20 protein-coding genes are annotated in these 19,872 nt (G+C 67.7%); 7 read left to right on the plus strand and 13 right to left on the minus strand.

The window, feature by feature from the left end; translation table 11 throughout:
- Positions 1-3 precede the first annotated feature (3 nt).
- Complete coding sequence (locus K6L26_RS25465) at positions 4-1,617, minus strand: carboxylesterase/lipase family protein (RefSeq protein WP_221851942.1); 1,614 nt, start codon at positions 1,615-1,617, stop codon at positions 4-6.
- Positions 1,618-1,726: 109 nt separating this feature from the next.
- Between K6L26_RS25465 and K6L26_RS25470 the strand changes: the two genes are divergently transcribed.
- Positions 1,727-2,980: a cytochrome P450 gene (locus K6L26_RS25470; RefSeq protein ID WP_221851944.1), complete on the plus strand. Its 1,254-nt coding sequence runs from the start codon at positions 1,727-1,729 to the stop codon at positions 2,978-2,980.
- On the opposite strand, the gene K6L26_RS25475 is transcribed toward K6L26_RS25470, so the two are convergent.
- Complete coding sequence (locus K6L26_RS25475; protein WP_065064509.1) at positions 2,965-3,588, minus strand: TetR/AcrR family transcriptional regulator; 624 nt, start codon at positions 3,586-3,588, stop codon at positions 2,965-2,967. The two genes, K6L26_RS25470 and K6L26_RS25475, sit on opposite strands and share 16 nt — an antisense overlap.
- An 84-nt stretch (positions 3,589-3,672) precedes the next feature.
- Here K6L26_RS25475 and K6L26_RS25480 point away from each other — a divergent pair, with 84 nt between their 5' ends.
- Positions 3,673-5,304: an MFS transporter gene (locus tag K6L26_RS25480; protein ID WP_221851946.1), complete on the plus strand. Its 1,632-nt coding sequence runs from the start codon at positions 3,673-3,675 to the stop codon at positions 5,302-5,304.
- Here the strand turns inward: K6L26_RS25480 and mftG are convergent.
- The 7 genes from mftG to mftA form a co-directional block, all read right to left on the minus strand.
- Positions 5,234-6,649 carry a mycofactocin dehydrogenase MftG gene (mftG, locus tag K6L26_RS25485; protein WP_221851948.1) on the minus strand — a complete coding sequence of 472 codons (1,416 nt, stop codon included), beginning with the start codon at positions 6,647-6,649 and terminating at the stop codon, positions 5,234-5,236. The genes K6L26_RS25480 and mftG overlap by 71 nt on opposite strands.
- 6 nt (positions 6,650-6,655) lie before the next feature.
- The gene (mftF, locus tag K6L26_RS25490) at positions 6,656-8,068 is read right to left on the minus strand and encodes a mycofactocin biosynthesis glycosyltransferase MftF (RefSeq protein ID WP_019344461.1); all 1,413 of its coding nucleotides are present in this window, start codon (positions 8,066-8,068) and stop codon (positions 6,656-6,658) included.
- Complete coding sequence (gene mftE / locus K6L26_RS25495) at positions 8,065-8,808, minus strand: mycofactocin biosynthesis peptidyl-dipeptidase MftE (protein WP_221851950.1); 744 nt, start codon at positions 8,806-8,808, stop codon at positions 8,065-8,067. Before mftE ends, mftF begins: the two co-directional genes overlap by 4 nt.
- Positions 8,809-8,942: 134 nt before the next feature.
- A complete protein-coding gene (gene mftD / locus K6L26_RS25500; RefSeq protein WP_019344463.1) occupies positions 8,943-10,133 on the minus strand; it encodes a pre-mycofactocin synthase MftD in 1,191 nt (396 codons plus the stop codon).
- A 4-nt stretch (positions 10,134-10,137) separates the two neighbouring features.
- Positions 10,138-11,316 (minus strand): mycofactocin radical SAM maturase, encoded by a 1,179-nt coding sequence (gene mftC, locus K6L26_RS25505; protein ID WP_221851952.1) that lies wholly within the window; start codon positions 11,314-11,316, stop codon positions 10,138-10,140.
- Positions 11,313-11,606 (minus strand): mycofactocin biosynthesis chaperone MftB, encoded by a 294-nt coding sequence (mftB, locus tag K6L26_RS25510; RefSeq protein WP_019344465.1) that lies wholly within the window; start codon positions 11,604-11,606, stop codon positions 11,313-11,315. Before mftB ends, mftC begins: the two co-directional genes overlap by 4 nt.
- Positions 11,607-11,629: 23 nt before the next feature.
- The gene (mftA, locus tag K6L26_RS25515) at positions 11,630-11,725 is read right to left on the minus strand and encodes a mycofactocin precursor MftA (protein ID WP_019344466.1); all 96 of its coding nucleotides are present in this window, start codon (positions 11,723-11,725) and stop codon (positions 11,630-11,632) included.
- A 93-nt stretch (positions 11,726-11,818) separates the two neighbouring features.
- Here mftA and mftR point away from each other — a divergent pair, with 93 nt between their 5' ends.
- The gene (gene mftR, locus K6L26_RS25520) at positions 11,819-12,424 is read left to right on the plus strand and encodes a mycofactocin system transcriptional regulator MftR (protein ID WP_036389086.1); all 606 of its coding nucleotides are present in this window, start codon (positions 11,819-11,821) and stop codon (positions 12,422-12,424) included.
- On the opposite strand, the gene K6L26_RS25525 is transcribed toward mftR, so the two are convergent.
- A complete protein-coding gene (locus K6L26_RS25525; RefSeq protein ID WP_245008641.1) occupies positions 12,410-13,153 on the minus strand; it encodes a phytanoyl-CoA dioxygenase family protein in 744 nt (247 codons plus the stop codon). The two genes, mftR and K6L26_RS25525, sit on opposite strands and share 15 nt — an antisense overlap.
- Before the next feature lie 94 nt (positions 13,154-13,247).
- Between K6L26_RS25525 and K6L26_RS25530 the strand changes: the two genes are divergently transcribed.
- Positions 13,248-13,763: an RNA polymerase sigma factor gene (locus tag K6L26_RS25530; protein WP_036390124.1), complete on the plus strand. Its 516-nt coding sequence runs from the start codon at positions 13,248-13,250 to the stop codon at positions 13,761-13,763.
- A complete protein-coding gene (locus tag K6L26_RS25535; RefSeq protein ID WP_221851954.1) occupies positions 13,760-15,040 on the plus strand; it encodes a VOC family protein in 1,281 nt (426 codons plus the stop codon). The genes K6L26_RS25530 and K6L26_RS25535 overlap by 4 nt, the downstream gene beginning before the upstream one ends.
- 11 nt (positions 15,041-15,051) lie before the next feature.
- Here K6L26_RS25535 and K6L26_RS25540 read toward each other — a convergent pair whose 3' ends face one another.
- The gene (locus K6L26_RS25540) at positions 15,052-16,239 is read right to left on the minus strand and encodes an NAD(P)/FAD-dependent oxidoreductase (protein ID WP_036389089.1); all 1,188 of its coding nucleotides are present in this window, start codon (positions 16,237-16,239) and stop codon (positions 15,052-15,054) included.
- A gap of 91 nt (positions 16,240-16,330) precedes the next feature.
- Positions 16,331-16,777, minus strand: coding sequence for an Rv2324 family transcriptional regulator (locus K6L26_RS25545; protein WP_043368157.1), 447 nt, complete (start codon positions 16,775-16,777; stop codon positions 16,331-16,333).
- Positions 16,778-16,890: 113 nt separating this feature from the next.
- Here K6L26_RS25545 and ddaH point away from each other — a divergent pair, with 113 nt between their 5' ends.
- Positions 16,891-17,736 carry a dimethylargininase gene (gene ddaH / locus K6L26_RS25550; protein WP_221851956.1) on the plus strand — a complete coding sequence of 282 codons (846 nt, stop codon included), beginning with the start codon at positions 16,891-16,893 and terminating at the stop codon, positions 17,734-17,736.
- Entirely contained in the window at positions 17,733-18,983 is a 1,251-nt protein-coding gene (gene rocD, locus K6L26_RS25555) for an ornithine--oxo-acid transaminase (protein ID WP_065064499.1), read from the plus strand. Before ddaH ends, rocD begins: the two co-directional genes overlap by 4 nt.
- Before the next feature lie 5 nt (positions 18,984-18,988).
- Here rocD and K6L26_RS25560 read toward each other — a convergent pair whose 3' ends face one another.
- A complete protein-coding gene (locus tag K6L26_RS25560; protein ID WP_019344475.1) occupies positions 18,989-19,843 on the minus strand; it encodes a mycofactocin-coupled SDR family oxidoreductase in 855 nt (284 codons plus the stop codon).
- Positions 19,844-19,872: the final 29 nt, after the last annotated feature.

Raw genomic sequence — 19,872 nt, forward strand, 5'->3', positions numbered from 1 at the left:
AGTTCATTTCTCCTTCAGCCCGGCCCAGAAAGAGCATTGATGCACGGTCGCGTAGACATTGTCGACGCGACTGCCGTCCGGCTGCAACGACATTCGGCCTTCATCGAATTTCGGCCACGCCGGCTGGCCGTCGACCGCGGGATCACCGTTGCGCACGAAAGCGCTCCAGTAGTCGATCATCTGGTCGGAGAGCCGTTGCTGGGCCGGGTCCAACGCCGGCGCCCCGCCGACGTCGAACAGATAGCGAAGCTCCAACGAGTGGCTGGCCCCGACCGGGAAAGGCAGCGTTCGCATCACCTCGGGCGCGGGGGCGGAGCGATCGTTGAACTCGTAGGCGTAGACCGGCGCGCTGCGAGACAGCTCCCCCGCCATTCGTTCCGATACGCAGGCAAAGGCGCCATCGGTGACGGCCGCCGAATACGCCTGCGCCACACCGCCGTACCGGTCGACGGGATAGTGCGCACCGACCGCTGCCGCATCGGCTCCGAAGGTCTCGGCCAGTAACCGCGGGTAGTCCGCCGGAACGTAGCGCTGACCTTGCCGCAGGTAGCGCAACGCCACGAAGAGGGTGAACTCATCGCGGGTGGTGCCGATGAGCAGCGGCACGGTTTCCGAGCGGCCGGCACCGAAAGCCGCCAACGGCGGCTGGGGAATAGTTGCCGAGTCGGTGACCGGACCGGTCAACTGATCACTTCCGATATTGAAGTACCACACCGGCTTTCGCAGCGCATCCACCGGCAGGGCGCGCAGGCAACCGGCGGCGGTCACCGGGTCGGGGCAGCCGGCCGCGGCCGCGTAGTCGACTGAACGGCCGGTCGCGACGGCCAGACCGGCCTGCGCCTGACATGGTGCGCTCATCAGGATCGCGGCATGGAACAGGCCCGCCGAACCCGGTGCCACCAGATGGTCGCAGACGGACATCCCTCCGGCGGATTCACCTGCGATGGTGACCTTTTCGGGATCCCCGCCGAAATCGGCGATGTTGTCCCGTACCCACCGCAGCGCTGCCTGCTGGTCAGCCAGACCGTAGTTGCCGACATCGCCGCCGGCCCCCAGAGCGGGGTGGGCGAGAAACCCCAGGGTGCCGAGCCGGTAGTTGATGGTGACCACGATGATGCCGCCACGCGCGGCGAGACGCGCCGCGTCGTAGATACCGCTGCTGCCGCCCGCGAACGCGCCGCCGTGAATCCACACCATCACGGGGCGCTTCTCCTGAGAGACCGGCGGCGTCCAGACGTTGAGGTTCAGGCAGTCCTCCGCGGTGTTGGCTCCGCGTTCGGGATCCGAATCCGGATCCTGCACGCAGCGTGGCCCCGGCGCGGTGGTGTCGCGCTCCCCCGGCCAACCCGGGGCGGGCGCCGGTGCGGCGAACCGCAACGGACCTACCGGCGCTGCGGCATACGGGATCCCGGCGAACAGCCGATGGTCGGATGCCACTGTGCCACGCAGGGTTCCGGCGGCCGTGCGCACCACCGCCGGGTCAGGCCCCTGGACCCGCCCCGGCGCGCCATCGAAGGGCCGGGGCGGCGTCACCGCGTGGCCGCCACCTTGCGCACAGCCTCCCACCAGCATCGCCAGCAGTGCCAGCAACGCGACGACGCAACGGCCCGACCGCATGGCTGCGAGCGTACGGGGCGGATCGGCAAAATCAGCTCCCTTACGTGGCGGCGATCACATATGGTGGTAGTTGACACCCGTCAAGTACCCGCCCCGGGAGGAGTTCTGTATGAGCGCGCCGACAATGGATGAAGCCGCGAAGGTGCTCGCCGACCCGACGGCTTACGCCGACGATTCGCGACTGCACACCGCGCTGACCCATTTGCGCGCCAACAATCCGGTGGCCTGGGTGGACAACCGGCCCTACCGGCCGTTCTGGGCGATCACCAAGCACGCCGACATCATGGCCATCGAGCGGGACAACGAGCTCTTCATCAGCGAACCCCGGCCGCTGCTGGCCACTGCGGCCGCCGACGATCTGGCCAAGCAGCAACTCGAGGCGGGCATGGGCCTGCGCACCCTGATCCACATGGACGACCCGCACCACCGCAAGGTACGGGCCATCGGCGCGGATTGGTTCCGCCCCAAGGCAATGCGAGCCCTCAAGGTTCGGGTCGACGAGCTCGCCAAACGCTACGTCGACAAGATGCGCGACATCGGGCCCGAATGCGATTTCGTCACCGCCATCGCCGTCGACTTCCCGCTCTACGTGATCATGTCCCTGCTCGGGCTGCCCGAAGAGGACTTTGGCCGCATGCACATGCTCACCCAGGAGATGTTCGGCGGCGACGATGACGAATACAAGCGCGACGGGGGTTCGCTGGAAGACCAACTGGCAGTGTTGATGGATTTCTTCGCCTACTTCTCCACGCTGACCGCGTCGCGCCGCGCCAACCCGACCGAGGACCTGGCGTCGGCCATCGCCAACGGCACCATCGACGGTGAGCCGCTGTCCGACGTCGACACCGCGTCGTACTACGTCATCGTCGCCAGCGCGGGCCACGACACCACCAAGGACGCCATCTCCGGCGGGCTGCACGCGCTCATCGAGAATCCGGGCCAGTTGGCCAGACTGCAGGCACAGCCCGGGTTGATGGGCACCGCGGTCGAGGAGATGATCCGGTGGTCCACCCCGGTCAAGGAGTTCATGCGCACCGCCACGGCCGACACCACTGTGCGCGGCGTGCCGATCGCCAAGGGCGAATCCGTCTACCTGGCTTACGTTTCGGGCAACCGCGACGAGGAGGTGTTCGACAACCCCCACCGCTTCGATGTCGGGCGGGATCCGAACAAGCACCTGGCCTTCGGATACGGCGTGCACTTCTGCCTGGGCGCGGCGCTGGCCCGGATGGAGATGAACAGCTTGTTCACCGAGCTGCTGAGCCGGCTCGACTCGATCGAATTGGCCGGAACGCCAGAGCTTTCCGCGACCACGTTCGTCGGCGGGCTCAAGCACCTGCCGATTCGCTACTCCCTGCGCTGAGGGTCGCGGCGGTGGGTGGCCAGGAAGCCATCCACCGCGGCCCGCACGCATGAGACGTAGTCGAACTCAGCCACCGTGCTGAGTTTGCCCAACACGATCGGGCCCAACAGCAGCGCGGCGGCCTGCGTACGATCCACCTCACCGAGTTCGGCCACGGCGTCAGGGCTGTCGAAGATCGCCTCGAACGGCTTCGCATACTGCTCGGCCACCCGCTCGCGCAGCGTCCGCACCTCATCGCTGTCACCGGTCCGCCACGGCAGCTTCTCCAGATCCCCGCCCAGCGCCAACCACGACATCGCGGTGATACTGATCGGCGCCTCGGCGATCGAATCGGCCTGCGCCTGAACCAGCGCGATCAGCCGGTCGCGCAGCGTTCCGTCCTCCGGCGGCATCGGCGCCGCCGGAATGAGCGCGCGAAATGCCGCTGCCAGCAAGTCGTTTCCGCTCGGGAAGTGCCGGTACAACGTCGCCCTGGCCACATTGGCGTGCTTTGTCACGGCGTCGACGGTCACCGCGCTGGGTCCGCCCGACCGCAACAGCGCGGTCGCCGCCTCCAGCAGCCGGGCCCGGGACCGGGCGGGGCGCGGGTCAGCGCTTTCGGCAGCCATTCGCCTGCACCTTCCTAAAAGAGACTTACCGTCTTGCTCCGAGACTGTTAGTCTCAGAACTTCATCGACGCAGGAGGGCGAAGCATGTCCGACACCCTGGTCGAGTCCAGCCAGGATAGCGACCCGCGCATGGCGGATCTGACGATCAAGCAGCGGTACTGGCTGCTCGCCGTCGCCTGCATGGACGTCTCCATCGTGATCGCGTCGATGGTGGCGCTCAATGCCGCACTGCCCGACATCGCCCGCCAGACCTCGGCCACCCAAGCCCAACTCACCTGGGTGATCGACGGCTATACCCTGGTGCTCGCCTGCCTGCTGCTACCGGCCGGGGCGATCGGTGACCGCTACGGTCGCCGCGGCGCCCTGCTGACCGGGCTCGTGGTCTTCGTGCTGGCCTCGGCGGCGCCGCTGATCTTCGACAGTCCCGCTCAACTGATCGCAGCGCGTGCGGTGGCCGGGGCCGGCGCGGCCTTCATCATGCCGGCCACCCTGTCCCTTCTGACCGCGGCATTCCCAAAGGCGGAGCGCAACAAGGCGGTTGGCATCTGGGCCGGTGTGGTCGGATCGGGAGCCATCGTCGGCTTCCTGGTCACCGGCGGCCTGCTGCATCTCTGGCAATGGCAGTCCATCTTCGTCACATTCGTCGGCGCCGGGGTGGGTTTGTTCGTATTGACCTGCACCGTGCCCTCCTCACGCGACGAACACAGCGCCCCGGTGGATTGGCTCGGCGCCATCCTGATCGGCGCTGCGGTGGCGGTCTTCGTGCTCGGCGTGGTGGAGGCGCCGATGCGCGGTTGGACGCACCCGGTGGTGTGGGGTTGCCTGTCCGCAGGCGTCGTCTTGGCCGCCGCGTTCACCGTGGTACAGCTGCGGCAGCGACACCCCCTGCTCGACGTGCGGCTGTTCGCCAAGCCCGACTTCGCAACCGGCGCGGTGGGCGTGACATTCCTGTTCTTCGTGAACTTCGGCTACTTCTACGTCAGCATGCAATACATCCAGCTGGTGATGGGCTATAGCCCGATCCAAACCGCAATAGCGCTGTGCCCGTTGGCCGTACCTCTGTTGATCCTCAGCGCCACCACGCACCTGTATCTGCCCCGGCTGGGGTTGCGCACCTGCGTGTTCGTCGGCCTCCTGATCATCTCGGCCGGACTCGTGTGCATGCGTTGGCTCGAAATCGACTCCAGCTATCCGCAATACTCCTGGCCGCTGGTGATCATGAGCATCGGCATCGGCATGTGCACGGCGCCGACCACATCGGCCATCATGGGCGCGGTTCCGGACGACAAGCAGGGGGTGGCCTCCGCCGTCAACGACACCACCCGGGAAGTCGGTGCGGCGCTGGGCATCGCGGTGGCCGGCTCGATCCTGGCCGCCCACTATCAGAACCAGTTGGCCCCCGAGCTGACCGGGCTACCCGCCGAAGTGCGCGACTCCACCCTGAGCTCGCTGGCCGAAGCCCTGTCGGTGGCCGCGCATCTGGGCCCGCGAGGCGAAGCCGTCACCGAACTCGCCAAGCAGGCGTTTCTCGACGCCGCCAACGCGGCCATGCTGGTGATGGCGGTGGTACTGGCCGTGGCGGCGGCGTTCGTCGGAATTTGGGCACCGGGCCGCGACGGTGAACAGCTGCGGTTCGTCCGCCGGATCAAGCGGCGAGAAACTCCGCCGCCCGATGACCGATCATGGCAATGGTCGCGTGCGGGCCGCGGCTGGTGATCGCGGGCATGATCGACCCGTCCACCACCCAGAGGCCCTCGACGCCCAGCACGCGGCACGTCGGGTCGACTACTGCCTGCGGCCCGGTTCCCATCGGAGCAGTGCCGGCCAGATGCTGCGACGTAGACCATGACGCCTCACCGACTTCGGTTGTGCGGCTGACCAATTCGCGGGCCAACTGGGACCCCTGCCGCAGGGCGTCGACATCAGCTGCCACCGTGTCGTAGCGGTGCTCGATCACCGGCGCCACGTTCGGATCCGCCGACGCCAACCGGACCCGGCCCCGCGAGTGCGGACGCATGAGCGCCACCCCGAGGTGCGGAAGCTCCGCGGGGTCATGCCCGGGCCCGTGCACCATCGCCGCGAAGCCGGCCGTGTACGGACGAACCTCGATGCCCTCCGATGTGGTGAGGACCGCCTCCAACGGCGGTAGGTCGTGGGTGGGTACCCACGACACCGGAAGGACCCACTCCGGGTGATCCACGGTGTGCATACCGACCGGCAGGCCGGCCACCACCGGAACACCCAGCGGCTCCAGGTCGGACGGGGGCCCGACACCCGACAGCAGCAGCAGGTGTGCCGAGCCAATCGCGCCGGAGCACAGCACAATTCGATCAGCGCGCAGAACAGAACCGTCCGCGCAGGCGACCCCGACCGCTCGGTTCCCCCGGAACAACACCCGCTGGACCCGGGTATCGGCACGGAGGTCGAGATTCGGCTGCCCCAACGCCGGCTTCAGGTAGGCGCCGCCCGGCCCGACTCTGGTGCCGCCGTTGATGTTCAACGGGACCGCGCCCACGCCGGCCGGCAACGCCGCACCGGCGTCCGAACCGTTCAGATCGTCGATCCACCCGAATCCGGCGCGTGTCGCAGCATCGACGAATGACGCTGTGCAACCGTCGAATTCACGTACCCGACGGACAGTGATCGGGCCGGTGTCGCCGTGCAACGCGGTGCCGAAATCCAGATCGGTCTCGATGGCACGGAAATGCGGAAGCACGTCGTCCCAGCCCCACCCGGGTACCGCCCACCGGTCGAAGTCCGTCGGCAGCCCCCGGCAGAAGTAGCCGCCGTTGACCGCACCGGAACCACCGACGACCGCACCGCGCATGATCTGGGTAAGCCGCGGCGGGTTATCGGTCAGCACCGACGCGTAGTGGCGCACCACCGAGCTGGCCGCCCCGATCGGCAGCCGCAGGGCGTCGGTGATCTGCGCTTCCACCCGCGGGTCACTCGGCGCCGGGCCGGACTCGACGACGGTGACGCGGCAATCGGGATCGCTGGAAAGCCGTTCAGCCAGAACTGAACCGGCGCTTCCGGCGCCGACGATCAGGACATCGGTCAATTGGTTCTAGCTCCGCAGCTGCGGCTTGAGGGCACCAAGCCGGCGTTCGCGCACCACACCGGTCCACAGCCCGATGCCGTAGGCCAGGTCATCCAGACGCTTGAGCAGGATGTGGGCCAGCAGGCCGACCGGTTTGGTGTCATCGTCGGCATTGCCGCGCCGGCTCGCCCAGTCGACCACCCCGTCGAGCACCGCGGCCACCAGGACCGCATGCCTGGCCCGCCGGAACAGCAGGGCGGCGATCAGCGCCACGGGCCAGTAGTGCCGGCAGATCGCCGAACACAACTGCAGGGCCGCCGACCATAGTCCGCGTGCGGTCACCGCGGCGACCTCCGTGGGTTCGGTCTCGACGGTACTGAGCGAGCGCGCGATCCGCCGACCGGTGATGATCGCGATCACCACCGAGCCCAGATAACCGAAACACGACCCCATGGCCAGGAACAGCCACACCATCAGCGTCCAGCCCGAGATCACCACAGGGGCGGTCTTACCGGGGTGGCGGACACTCAGCGGCGCTGCCGATGTCCCATAGAAAGCCTTGCGGTTGAACCACTCTCGCAGATCCGTCCGGTGGTCGTGGGCCACCAGCGCGATCGGCTCGTACCGCAGCCGGGCACCCGACTCGACCAGACGCCAGCACAGGTCGACGTCCTCGCCGGACTGCATGGTCTCGTCGAACCCGCCCACCGCGGCCAGCGCAGACCGCCGGCAGATGATGGCAGCGCTCGGGACGTAGGACACCGGTCCGTAGGGCACCACCGGCGCCTCCCGCACCCCGAGGTCCAACGACGAACGCACGGCCTCGTACCGGGCGACCACATTGTCGGCGGTGTGCAGCCCGACGATACGCGGGGCCACCAGCGCGACCGCCGGGTCGCAGAAGTGTCCGAGCAACGCTTCCAGCCACCCGCGCCGCGGCACCACGTCCGAGTCGAGGAACGCCACGAAGTCGGTCTCGGACGCGGCCAGCCCGGTGTTGCGGGCGGCCGCCGGACCGTTGCTGCGGAGGTGCCGGAGCACCTGGACATCGCAGTGCATCCCGGCGAACTCCGATTGCGCGACCGGCACCGCCGAGCCGTCGTCGACGACGATCACCCGTAACCCGCGCAGCGCGGCGATCAGCCGGTGCAGACCGGATACGTTGTCGCGCACCGGGATAACCACCGTCACGTCGCGATGAGACGGCCCACTGGGCGGACGGGGGTGGGCGACCGTGGCGTCGAGCAAAGTCCGCGCCAATTGCGCGCTCTGGGCGTCGTGCACCTCCAAGCGGCCACCGTTGAGCATGGTCTGCGCCGTCGGCGCCAACCGCAGCAACCGGGTCGGTGAGCCGCCGAGCAGCGCCGCGCCGGCGCCGAGGACCTTGACCCGGCGGTCCACCTGCACGGCAAAGCCGTCGGGCAGCCTCGGTCCGGTCATGTCAGCAATCCGTTCCGGTCGGGCTGCCACCGCCTAATCCGACCGGCGCAGCCGTTGACCATCTCAGCAAAGATACGCTCCCCCTCGGCAGCCGTGGCGGTTGTCGGGTCACCGAGTACCCCGACTTCGCTGACAGCCGCGATCCCACCACTGCGCATCGCAGGCATCAGCTCGGCCAGCGGGGCCGTGTTCCCCACTGTCAGGTCATCGGTCCAGACATCGCCGGGCGAAATATGTAGCAATACAGATGTTTCGGTGTGCCCCGCATGGGCGTCGGCACCCGTGGCAATGCACGGGACCCAGCCAACGTCGCGGCCCTCCTGGCGCAACAGGGTCACCGCGGCGACCAGCGCTTCCACATTGCCCCCGTGACCATTGACGTAGACGAGTCGGCGGGCCCAGCTGGAGGCAGAGCGGCCGTACTCCACCAGCAACGACCGCAAAGCGGCAGTGCCGATCGATACCGTGCCGGGGAACCCCTCGTGCTCGCCGCTGGCGCCGTAGTACACGGGCGGGGCGACCATCCAGTCGCCGGTCGAGGCGTCGTCGAGCTGCTCGAGGACCTCCCGGGCGACGGCTGTCGCGATCCGGGTGTCAGTGTCCAGAGGCAGGTGCGGACCATGTTGCTCGGTAGAGCCCACGGGGATGATCAACATTGGCGACATGCTGCGTAGCTGTCTCGACGTTGAGTTCCCGAGCCCGCTGGGGAAAGCCACGTGCCGATCGTAGGCCGAATTCACCTACTGTGCGCCAATTGTTGGAGCCCGAGCAGCAATTGATTTGCCTTAGCTTTCTCCGACAGCCGCCATGAACATCACGTACGTCCCTTCTGCCACCCCTGTCACGCCACGCCGCGACGCGCCGGGGCCGGCCGTCAGGAGTCGGTGCGCGGCACGCCGAGGGTCCGGGTGAAGCCCTCGGGAACCAGGATGTCGTCCGGCGTCAGGTCGTGGATCGAAGACTTGCCCAACCCGCGCAGCGCCGAGTCGATGCCGCCGCTGAGGATGTCCAGCACGTTCTCGACACCGGCCTGACCGTTGGCGGCCAGCCCCCACAGGTAGGCGCGTCCGATCATCACCGCACGGGCACCCAGCGCCACCGCCTTCACGACATCGCTGCCGCGGCGGATCCCGCCGTCCAGCAAAACCTCGACCTGGTCCCCCACCGCCTCGGCGATGGCGGGCAGGCAACGGATCGCCGCAGGCGTGCCGTCCAGGTTGTTGCCGCCGTGGTTGGACACCGTGATGGCCGAAACACCCGCATCCACGGCACGTTTGGCGTCGTCGACGCGCACCATGCCCTTGAGCAGGAAAGGACCGCCCCACTGCTCACGCAGCCAGGCGATGTCCTCCCAGGTCGGCGGCGGGGTACCCATCCACTGCCCGTAGGCCTCGAAGAAGGTCGGCCCCGGCTCACCACGCCGGCCCTGGTTGGGCACGCGCAGGTCCGGCGGGCGCAGGTGCTTGCCGAAGCTCCACAACCAGCGGGGCTTGGTGAGCACCTCCGGAGACATCCGCAACATCGTGCGCAGGTCCATTCGCTCCGGGATCTTCGGGCTACCCCAGTCGCGGCCGTGGCTGAAGCTCCAGTCGGTCGTCGCGATGAGCCCGACGGCACCGGCATCCTTCGCGCGCTGCACCCGCTCGGCGATCTCGTCACGCGACCCGAGCCAGTAGATCTGGAAGAAGATCTTGTCGTTGACGGCGGTGACTTCCTCCATCGGCTTGCTGGCGAAGGAGGACAGCCCCATGGCGGTGCCACGGGCCGCCGCCGCGCGGGCCACGGCCACCTCACCGTCGGGGTCCACGGCCTGCACACCCGTCGGCGAGATGATGACCGGCATCGAGATGTCTTGCCCCATCACGGTTGTCGCCATCTCACGCTTCTCGGTGGCGCCCACCACGTGCGGGGCGAACCCGAGCTCGGCGAACGACTCCACGTTGTCGGAGACCGTCACACCCTTCTCACTGGCAGAGATCAGCGACGAGTAGGCAGACTTGGGCAGCCGCTTCTTCGCCCGCTGCTGGGCGATGGCGACGGTCTCGAACCAGGTATCACGGGCCATGGATTTATACCGGACTTTCGTTACAGATGCGGGCGGGCGGCTTGGTCAGCAACTTCAGTGCCACCGGGCCTTGTTTGGTGCCGCGGGAGTGGTCACCGCTGGGCTTGGGTTTGGTGCGCTCCTGAGCCAGGGCGGGCTCGCCCCAGCCTTCGACGCACTCGGGGTCCGGTCCGTCCATCGGCAGACCGGTGAAGAACTTGGCCGCCATGCAGCCGCCACGGCAGGCATCGTAATGTCCGCAACCGCTGCAGGCACCGGCCGACTGCGGCTCGCGCAGCTCGCGGAACAGGGTGGAGTTCTGCCAGACATTCTGGAAACCGTTATCTTCCAAGATGTTTCCGGCCAGGAACTTGTCGTGGATGGCGAACGGGCAGGCGTAGACGTCGCCCACCGGATCGATCAGGCACACCACACGACCGGCCCCACACAGGTTCAGCCCGGCCAGCGCGCCGGGCTCGCCCAGCCCCGACAGGTGGAAGAACGAATCGCCGGTCAGCACCCGCTCACCATGGGCGACCAACCAGTTGTACAGCTGGCGCTGCTGGTCCGCGGTCGGGTGCAGCTCGTCCCAGACATCGGCACCGCGGCCCGACGGACGCAGCCGGGTGATCCGCAGCGTGGCCCCGTAACGGTCGGCCAGCGCCTTGAACTCGTCGAGCTGGTCGACGTTGTGGCGAGTCACCACGACCGAGATCTTGGCATCGGAAAAGCCTGCGGCGGCAAGGTTTTCCAGCGCGCGCACGGCCATGTCGAACGAGCCCTTGCCGCGCACCGCGTCGTTGACCTCGGCGTTGGCCCCGTCCAGTGAGATCTGCACGTCGACGTAGTCGCTGGCGGCGAGCTTGGCGGCCACCTCCGGCGTGATGCGCACACCGTTGGTGGAGAACTTGACCCCGACGTGGTGCTCGGTCGCGTAGTCGACCAGTTCCCAGAAGTCCGGGCGCACAGTGGGTTCGCCGCCGCCGATGTTCACGTAGAACACCTGCATGCGTTCCAGCTCGTCGATGATGTCCTTGCACTGCTGCGTGGACAGCTCGCGCGGATCCCGCTTGCCCGAGGAGGACAGGCAGTGCACGCACACCAGGTTGCAGGCGTAGGTGAGCTCCCAGGTCAGGCAGATCGGGGCGTCGAGCCCGCTCTCGAATTGATCGACGAGCCTGGGCACAGGGGCAACAGAAGTCATTGTGAGTTCCCGGGGATGAGCATCTTCGAGGACACCAGCACGCTCAGCGCATGCAGGTAGGGACCTTGGTCGGAGTCTGCGATGCCGGCCGCGCGACACGCGGACCGGGCGTCGGGGTGATCAGCCAATGAGTTGACCACCTCGACGACCGTCCGGTTCTTCAGAAACGACAGCTTGCGAGTTCCGAAGTGATACAGCAGGGCGCCGAACGGCTCCGGCCGCACCGCCACCTGGTGGTGCAACCGCCAGCTGACATCGGGGTCGAATACGACACCAGTGCGCCCAGCCATATCGGCAACCTCTGCGGACACCGTCAGTAAACCCCGCACATACCGTCGATCGAGACCTCTTCGACGAGCGTCTCGGTGACGAGCTGGGTTTCGGTTTCAACCTGCGGGTTCTGATCCATGAATCGCACCTTTCCTGCAACTGTGGGTCTCGACAATTGTGACCTGAGTCGCAAGAATATGGCATCGAGTGCACAAATGGAAGGGCGGGTTTCATGCGCCAGGTATCGGGGCCCCGTGTCGGCCGACGCCCGTCCACCACGCAGGACCACATCACCGACGTGGCGCTGGCCCTGTTCGCCAGCAGAGGTTTCGACGAAGTCAGTGTCGACGACGTGGCCAAGGCCGCCGGCATCGCCCGGCGCACCCTGTTCCGCTACTACGCCTCCAAGAACGCCATCCCCTGGGGCGACTTCGACGCCCACCTCCAGCACCTGCGCGAGTTGCTCCATGGCCTCAGCACCGAGATCCCGCTGGCCGAGGCGTTGCGCGAGGCCCTGCTGTCGTTCAACACCTACGACGACCAGGAGATGGCCCAGCATCGCCGGCGCATGCGGGTGATTCTGGAAACCGCTGGGCTGCAGGCCTATTCGATGACGATGTACGCCGGCTGGCGCGAGGTGATCGCGACCTACGTGGCGCAGCGGATCGGCGCAGCACCCGCCGATCTGATGCCCCAGACCGCGGGCTGGCTGATGCTGGGCGTCGCACTGTCGGCGTACGAGCACTGGCTGGCCGACGAGGCGGTCGCGCTGGCCGACGCGATTGCCCAGGCCTTCGAGCTGGCCCGGCCCGGGCTGGAAGCGCTAGCCCCGCGATAGCCCGTCCCATGCCGCAGCCAGAGCCCGCGGCCCTGTGGGGCTGAGCCGCTCGCTGAGCATCACGGGAGCCTGGGACATGAAACGTGGTGTGCGGCCTCGATGTACATCGGCGGCATGCGCCGTGAACGGGTGAACCACGTACATGTCGCCGGGCCGCCCCGTCGCCTGTGCCACCGGACAGCCGCGGCTCACCTCGTCCACCATGGCCCCGGCGTCGACGAAGTCGAGGGGCTCCGGCCCCAGCACTCCGGCCACGCAGCGATGCGAACCCACCCGGATACGCGTCGGCGCGTCGGCGGGCCCGACCTCCGACATCAGCGTCAGCACCAGCACGGTGTGCGGGCGACCGCTGACCGCCCACCGCCCTCCCGGCAGTTCAGTGTTGGCATCGATGTGCCAACCCCGGTCATCAGCGGGCGGATCGACCGGAAATCGGACCGGAATGTTGCCCAGGGATCCGCGCGGCAGCCAACCGCCTACACCGCAGATCACCTCGAGGGCCTCGGTGAGCGCGGCGTTGCGCACCAGCCGCTGGAACGGCCCGGCACCGGTCAGGTCAGCCGTCCACACGACCGGACTGGTCCACGATGCCGGTTCGTCCGCGCGGACCCCTATTTGATGCCACAGCAGATCCCTGGCGGCATCGGCGATTTCGACGGGAACTGCCTGTTCGAGTTTGACGAAACCGTCCCGCTCGAAGGCATCGACGTCCACCACACCGACCACCATGACCCACCCCTGCTGACCTACGCCAATGATTTTCCGGCGAAAATTCTTCGCCCAACCCCGTCGGAGTTCGACGCCCGGCGGCGACGATATGGATGTGAGCGCCGAAACAGACGCTCCGCGGGCGCTGCTGAACCTGTACGACGAGGCCCTGCCGGTGGTGTACGGGTACTTCGTGCGACGCTGCGGTGACCGCGGAACCGCCGAGGACCTGACCTCGGAGACGTTCCTGGCCGCGATGGACGCGGCCAGGAAACCCTCGCCGCCGCCGATGTCGGTGCCCTGGCTGATCGGGGTGGCTCGGCACAAGCTGGCCGACCACTACCGGCGCCGCCGCGACCGGTTCACCGTGCCGGTGGCCGAGCTGCCCGAACCGGTGGACCCCATCGACGACTGGGACACCGAACTGGATCGCATTGTCGCCGAGGCGGTCCTGGCCCGCCTGCCCGAACACCATCGGACCGTGCTGGCGCTGCGCTACCTCGACGACCGGTCGGTGGGTGAATGCGCCGAGTTGATCGGCCGCACCGTACACGCCACCGAGGCCCTGCTGGTGCGGGCCCGCCGCGCCTTCAGATCCGAGTACCCGACACCGGAGGGAGGGACGCCGTGATCAACAGCCACGATCCGTTGACCGTGCTCAGCGGCGGGGACCACCCGGTCGCCCCCGATCCGGCGTTCGCCGCCCGGCTGCGCGCACGACTGGAATCTGCGCTCACCCTGCCCACCCACGCCGAAGGAGTTGAAATGAGCGGAACCGACACTGCGATCGCCGAATTGAACCAGCCCGCGCCCGTGCCTGCACCCCCGCGCCCGGCGGCCATTCCCTACCTGGCCGTACCCGACGCCCGGGCCGCGATCGCCTGGTACATCGATGCGCTCGAAGCGGCGCCGATCGGCGAGCCGATCGTGATGGAGGACGGCCGCATCGGACATGCAGAGCTGCAGATCGGTGACGGCGTGCTGTACCTGGCCGACGAGTATCCCGAACTTGGTTTGAGAGCACCGGCGCCACAAGCCAATTCAGTGAGCCTCATGCTCGCGGTCGCCGACACCGACGCGACACTGGAGCGGGCCCGGACGCTGGGTGCGCAGGTGCAACGGGAACCGTATGAGAACTACGGCACCCGCAACGCCGCCTTCGTCGACCCATCGGGCCACCGCTGGATGCTGTCCGGACCGGTGACCGGGGCCGCCGTGCCCATCCAGCACGGCGATGTCGGCTACGTCTCGGTCTGGGTGCCCGACGCCGAGCGGGCCGCGGCGTTCTACGGTCACGTCCTGGGCTGGACCTACGACCCGGCCACCCGGCAGGTGACCAACACCGAGCAGCCCGTTGGCATCTTCAGCGTGGCCGGTCCGGCGACACTTTTCTGCTGCTACGCGGTGGCTGACCTCGACGGCGCCCGCCAGGCGATCGTGGCAGGTGGGGGCCGACCCGGCCAGACGCAGGACTTCGATTACGGCACCGTGCTCGACGCCACCGATCCGGCCGGTGCCCCGTTCGCGGTGTTCTTGCCCAAGCCGGGCACCCGTCGGCCAAAACTGAACGGCGCAGGGCCAGGCGAACTCTCGTACATCACCTACGAGGTCCCCGACTCGACGGCGTTCAAGGAGTTCTACAGCCGCCTGTTCTTCTGGACCTTCGAACCCGGCCGGGTCAACGACGGCTGGGGTGTGCAGGGCAGCCAGCCGATGTCAGGTATGGCCGGCGGCGGCAGACGGGCCGTGACCGTGCCCATGTGGACGGTCGCCGACATCGACGCCGCGGTCAGCCGTGTCATCGAGGCCGGTGGCACCGTGTTGCAACAGCCGTCGAGGCAGGACTACGGGCTGATGGCAGAGTGCACCGACGACCAGGGCAGCCGGTTCTACCTCGGCCAGTTCTGACGCCGAGCAGGTCAGCCCAGGACGTCGGAGATGGGGGCGCCTGCGGCGATCTTGCCGCGGGCCTTCATCACCTTGCCCGGCATGCCGCCGCCGACCACGCCGACCACCACGCCGTCGCGCTCGTAGAAGGCCAGGAACTTGCGTCCGTCGTCCTCCACCACGTGTACGACGTCGTCGGCCTCGGGCTCACCCAGGCACTGGATCTTGACGTCGTACTGATCGCTCCAGAAGTACGGCACCGACACCACGGGCGAGGCCTCCTGGCCCAGGATCGCCGGCACCATGGCCCGGGCCTGGTCGGCGACGTTACTCCAATGCTCAACGCGCGCTTGGCCTCCCACGTGATCGCGCCACGACGCGACATCGCCGATGGCCCACACGCCCGCAGCGCTGGAGCGGCCCACCTCATCGCAGACCACGCCGTTGTCGAGCTCGATACCGCTGCCTTCGAGCCACTGCACCGCCGGATGCGAACCGATACCGACCACAACCAGGTCGGCGTCGAGCTCGGTGCCGTCGCCCAGCACGACCTGCTCGACCTTCTCGGCGCCACGCACCTCACTCACGCCGACACCGCAACGCACGTCGACACCTTCGGCCTGGTGCAGCCGGGTCACCAATGCCCCGATCCGCTCACCCAGCACCGAGGCCAACGGCGTCGGCTGCGGTTCCACCAGCACCACCTCGACGCCCAGCTTGCGCAGGCTCGCGGCCACCTCGCAGCCGATGAAGCCCGCGCCGACCACCACGGCCCGCGAAGCCTTTCCGGCCTGCTCGCGCAGGGCCATGCTCTCGTCGTAGTTCCGCAGCACATGAATGCCCGCCAGATCACCGAACGCCCGAATGCGTTTCGGCACCAGGCCGGTGGCGATGACGAGCTCGTCATAGGCCACGTCGCTGCCATCGGCCAGCTTCAAGGTCTTGGCCGCGGTGTCCACCGATTGCGCCGCGGAACCCAGCCGCAGCGTGATGTTGTTCTCGGCGTAGAACTCGGCCGGCTTGAGCGTCACGTCATCCGTCTCGGCGCGCAGCACTTCCTTGGAGAGCGGAGGCCGATCGTAGGGCAGATGGTCCTCGTCGCTGACGATGGTGATGGGCCCGGCGTACTCCGAGCGGCGCAGCTGTTCGGCCGTCCGGGCCGCAGCCAAGCCGCCGCCGACGATGACGATGCCCGCTGCTGATCCCGCTGAAGTAGTCACGTGGGGTTTTTACACGATCGGGGTCAAACGTTGTAGGGCACCCTACGTTTGCCCAGGCCGGCCGCTGATGCCGACGTTCTCCTAAGTGACGTTACGGCCGGCCCCGGTCGATGACGTTGGTGAGCACCACGATGCTCTCGCTGCGCTCGATCCGTGCCGTCGACCGGATGCGCTCGAGGGCCTCCTCGAGGTGACGCATGTCCCGGGCGAGCACGTGCAGGATCGCGTCGGCGGTGCCGGTCACCGTGGCCGCGCTGACCACTTCCGGGATGTCGATCCAGGCGGCGCGCAACTGGTCCGGCGCGATGGTGCCCTGGCAGAACACCTGCACGTACGCCTCGGTACTCCAACCGAGCACGTTGCGGTCGACCACGGTGGTGAAGCCCCGGATCACCCCGTCGGCGACCATGCGGTCCACCCGCCGCTTGACCGCGGGCGCCGACAGGTTCACGCGCTGCCCGATCTCGGCGAATGTCGCCCTGGCGTGCTGGGTGAGTTCGGCCAGAATCCGCTCGTCGGTGTCATCCAAACGGTCCACATCACCCTCCACGCAATAAACCGTCGCAGTATCACGATTTGTGCAATGTATCTCTACTCATCACGCAATGAACGGTGATTGATTGTGCTACGAGCACTTCATATCGTCGATTCATGACCATCTTCGATGAAGTCATGCCCGAGGCTGCGCCCGAAGCTCGGACCGCCGCCACCCACCACTACGCCATGACCGCCCCGAAGTACTTCACCGTCGAATACGCGATCAACCCGTGGATGGACACCGCCACGCCGGTGGATCCCTCACTCGCACTGGCCCAGTGGGACACGCTGCGCCGCGTATACGTCGAACTGGGCCACACCGTCGACCTGGTGCACCCGCGCCCCGGCCTGCCCGACATGGTCTACGCCGCCAACGGGGGCTTCCTGTGCGGGGACATCGCGGTGGTGGCACGATTCGCCTACCCGCAGCGCGCCGCAGAGGCCGACGCCTATGCCGAGTGGATGACTGCGGCCGGCTACCGTCCGGTTCGCACCGAACACGTCAACGAAGGCCAGGGCGACCTGCTGCTCGTCGGATCAAAACTGTTGGCCGGATACGGCTTTCGCACCGACCTGCGAGCCCACGGTGAAATCGCGGCCATCACCGGCCTCGAGGTCACCAGCCTGGAGCTCATCGACCCGCGCTTCTATCACCTCGACACGGCTTTGGCCGTGCTCGACGATTCGACGATCGCCTACTATCCCCCGGCCTTCAGCGCCGCCGCCCGAGAGCAGTTGGCCGACCTGTTCGGTGACGCCATCGAAGTGGGATCGGCCGACGCATACGTCCTCGGCCTCAACGTGGTGTCCGACGGCCGCCACGTCGTGATGCCCGCAGCCGCGACCGGATTCGCCGCACAACTGAGCCGGGCCGGATTCGAGCCGGTCGGCGTCGACATGTCCGAACTCCTCAAAGGCGGAGGATCCGTCAAATGCTGCACCCTGGAGCTACATTCATGACCATCCTGGACAGCGTGGACAATCAGGCCACCCCGGATTCTGCGATCGCCCAGGCCATCGCGCTCGACGATCGCCATGTCGCCCACAACTACTCACCGCTGCCGGTGGTGGCCCACAGCGCCGAGGGAGCCTGGATCACCGATGTGACCGGCCGGCGCTACCTCGACTGCCTGGCCGCGTACTCGGCGGTCAATTTCGGCCACCGCAACCCGGAGATCATCGCCGCCGCACACGCCCAACTGGATCGGCTGACCCTGGTGAGCCGCGCCTTCCACTCCGACCGCCTGGGCCCGTTCGCCGAAGCCTTGGCCGAACTGTGTGGCAAGGACATGGTGCTGCCGATGAACAGTGGCGCCGAAGCCGTCGAGAGCGGCATCAAAGTGGCCCGCAAATGGGCCACCGATGTCAAGGGCGTTCCCGCCGGCGAATCCAACATCGTGGTGGCGCACAACAACTTCCACGGCCGCACCACCACGATCATCAGCTTCTCCGACGACGACACCGCCCGCCGCGGCTTCGGCCCGTACACCCCCGGATTCCGCTCGGTGCCCTTCGGCGACCACCGAGCAATCGACGAGGCGATCGACCAGAACACGGCCGCGGTCCTGATCGAACCCATCCAAGGCGAGGCCGGGATCATCGTTCCGCCGGCCGACTACCTGCCCCGCGTCCGCGACACCTGTATCCGCAACGGCGTGCTGATGATCGCCGATGAGATCCAGTCCGGCCTGGCCCGCACCGGGCGCACCTTCGCCTGCGAACACTGGGATGTGATTCCCGACGTGTACCTGCTCGGCAAGGCCCTCGGCGGTGGCGTGGTGCCACTGTCCGCGGTGGTGGCCGACCAAGGCATCCTCGGCGTTCTGCACCCCGGCGAACATGGTTCCACCTTCGGCGGCAACCCACTGGCCGCGGCCATCGGGACCACCGTGGTGGGCATGCTGCAACGTGGCGAATTCCAGCGCCGCTCAACTGAACTCGGAACCCGCCTACACCAGCGGCTCACCGGGCTGATCGGGCACGGAGTCACCGCGGTGCGCGGCATGGGCCTGTGGGCGGGCGTGGACATCGACCCAGATCTGGGCACCGGCAAGCAATTCGGCCTCGCATTGGCCGAACGTGGGGTCTTGGTCAAGGACACCCACGGCTCGACCCTGCGGTTCGCCCCTCCCCTGGTGGTAACCGCAGACGAACTCGACTGGGCCGTCGACCAGTTCGCCGACGTGCTGATCCAGGCGCGCCGGTAGCCCGGTCAGTACTTGAGCACGCCCCGGTCGACGGCGATCTGGCTGCCCGACAAGGTCGCCGAGTTGTCACTGGCCAGGAACGCCACGACATCGGCAACCTCTTCCGGCGCCATGAACGCCGCGAGTCCCTCGTTCTTGCCGTCGGTCACCTTGTGATACGGCATGGGCGCGAAGCTGTGCAGGTAGCTCGGGTACTTCGCGAAGATCTCCGCCATCGCCTCCGGCTCGATCATCGGGGTGTCGATCGAGTAGGGATGGATCGAGTTGACCCGAATACCGAACTCCCCCACCTCAAGTGCCAACGTGTTGGTCAAAGCCACCAGGCCGTGCTTGGAGGCCGCGTAGTGCCCGTTGCCCGGCGTGGCCTTGAGCCCGGCCGAAGAGCTGACGATGATGATCGACCCGCCATTGCCGGCCTCGATCATGGCGGGCACGGCGGCCCGGATGGTCCGCCAGGTGCCGTTGAGGTTGACGTCGACGACGGTGTCGAACTGTTCGGGCGAAAGCTCGAACAGCCGACCCCAGCTGAGCACCCCGGCGTTGGCCACCACGACGTCGAGCCGGCCGAACTGCTCGACACCGTCGGCCACCACCTGCTGCTGGGCCGCCAGGTCACGGACGTCGACCTCACGCGCCAGCACCTTGCGGCCCGCGGCCTCCACGGCGGCGACGGTCTCGGCGAGATCCTCTGACGTCGCGGCCGGATAGGTGATCGTGTCGCCGACCGACCGGCACACGTCGATCGCGATGATGTCGGCACCTTCGTTGGCCAACCGCACCGCGTGCGCGCGTCCCTGACCGCGCGCAGCGCCGGTGACGAATGCCACCCGGCCTTCCAGAGTTCCGTTACCTGCCGCCATCCCTGGGTCCTTTCAGTGAGCCTGGCCAC

This window comes from Mycobacterium farcinogenes, from assembly GCF_019739075.1.
In the GTDB taxonomy this organism is placed as follows: domain Bacteria; phylum Actinomycetota; class Actinomycetes; order Mycobacteriales; family Mycobacteriaceae; genus Mycobacterium; species Mycobacterium senegalense.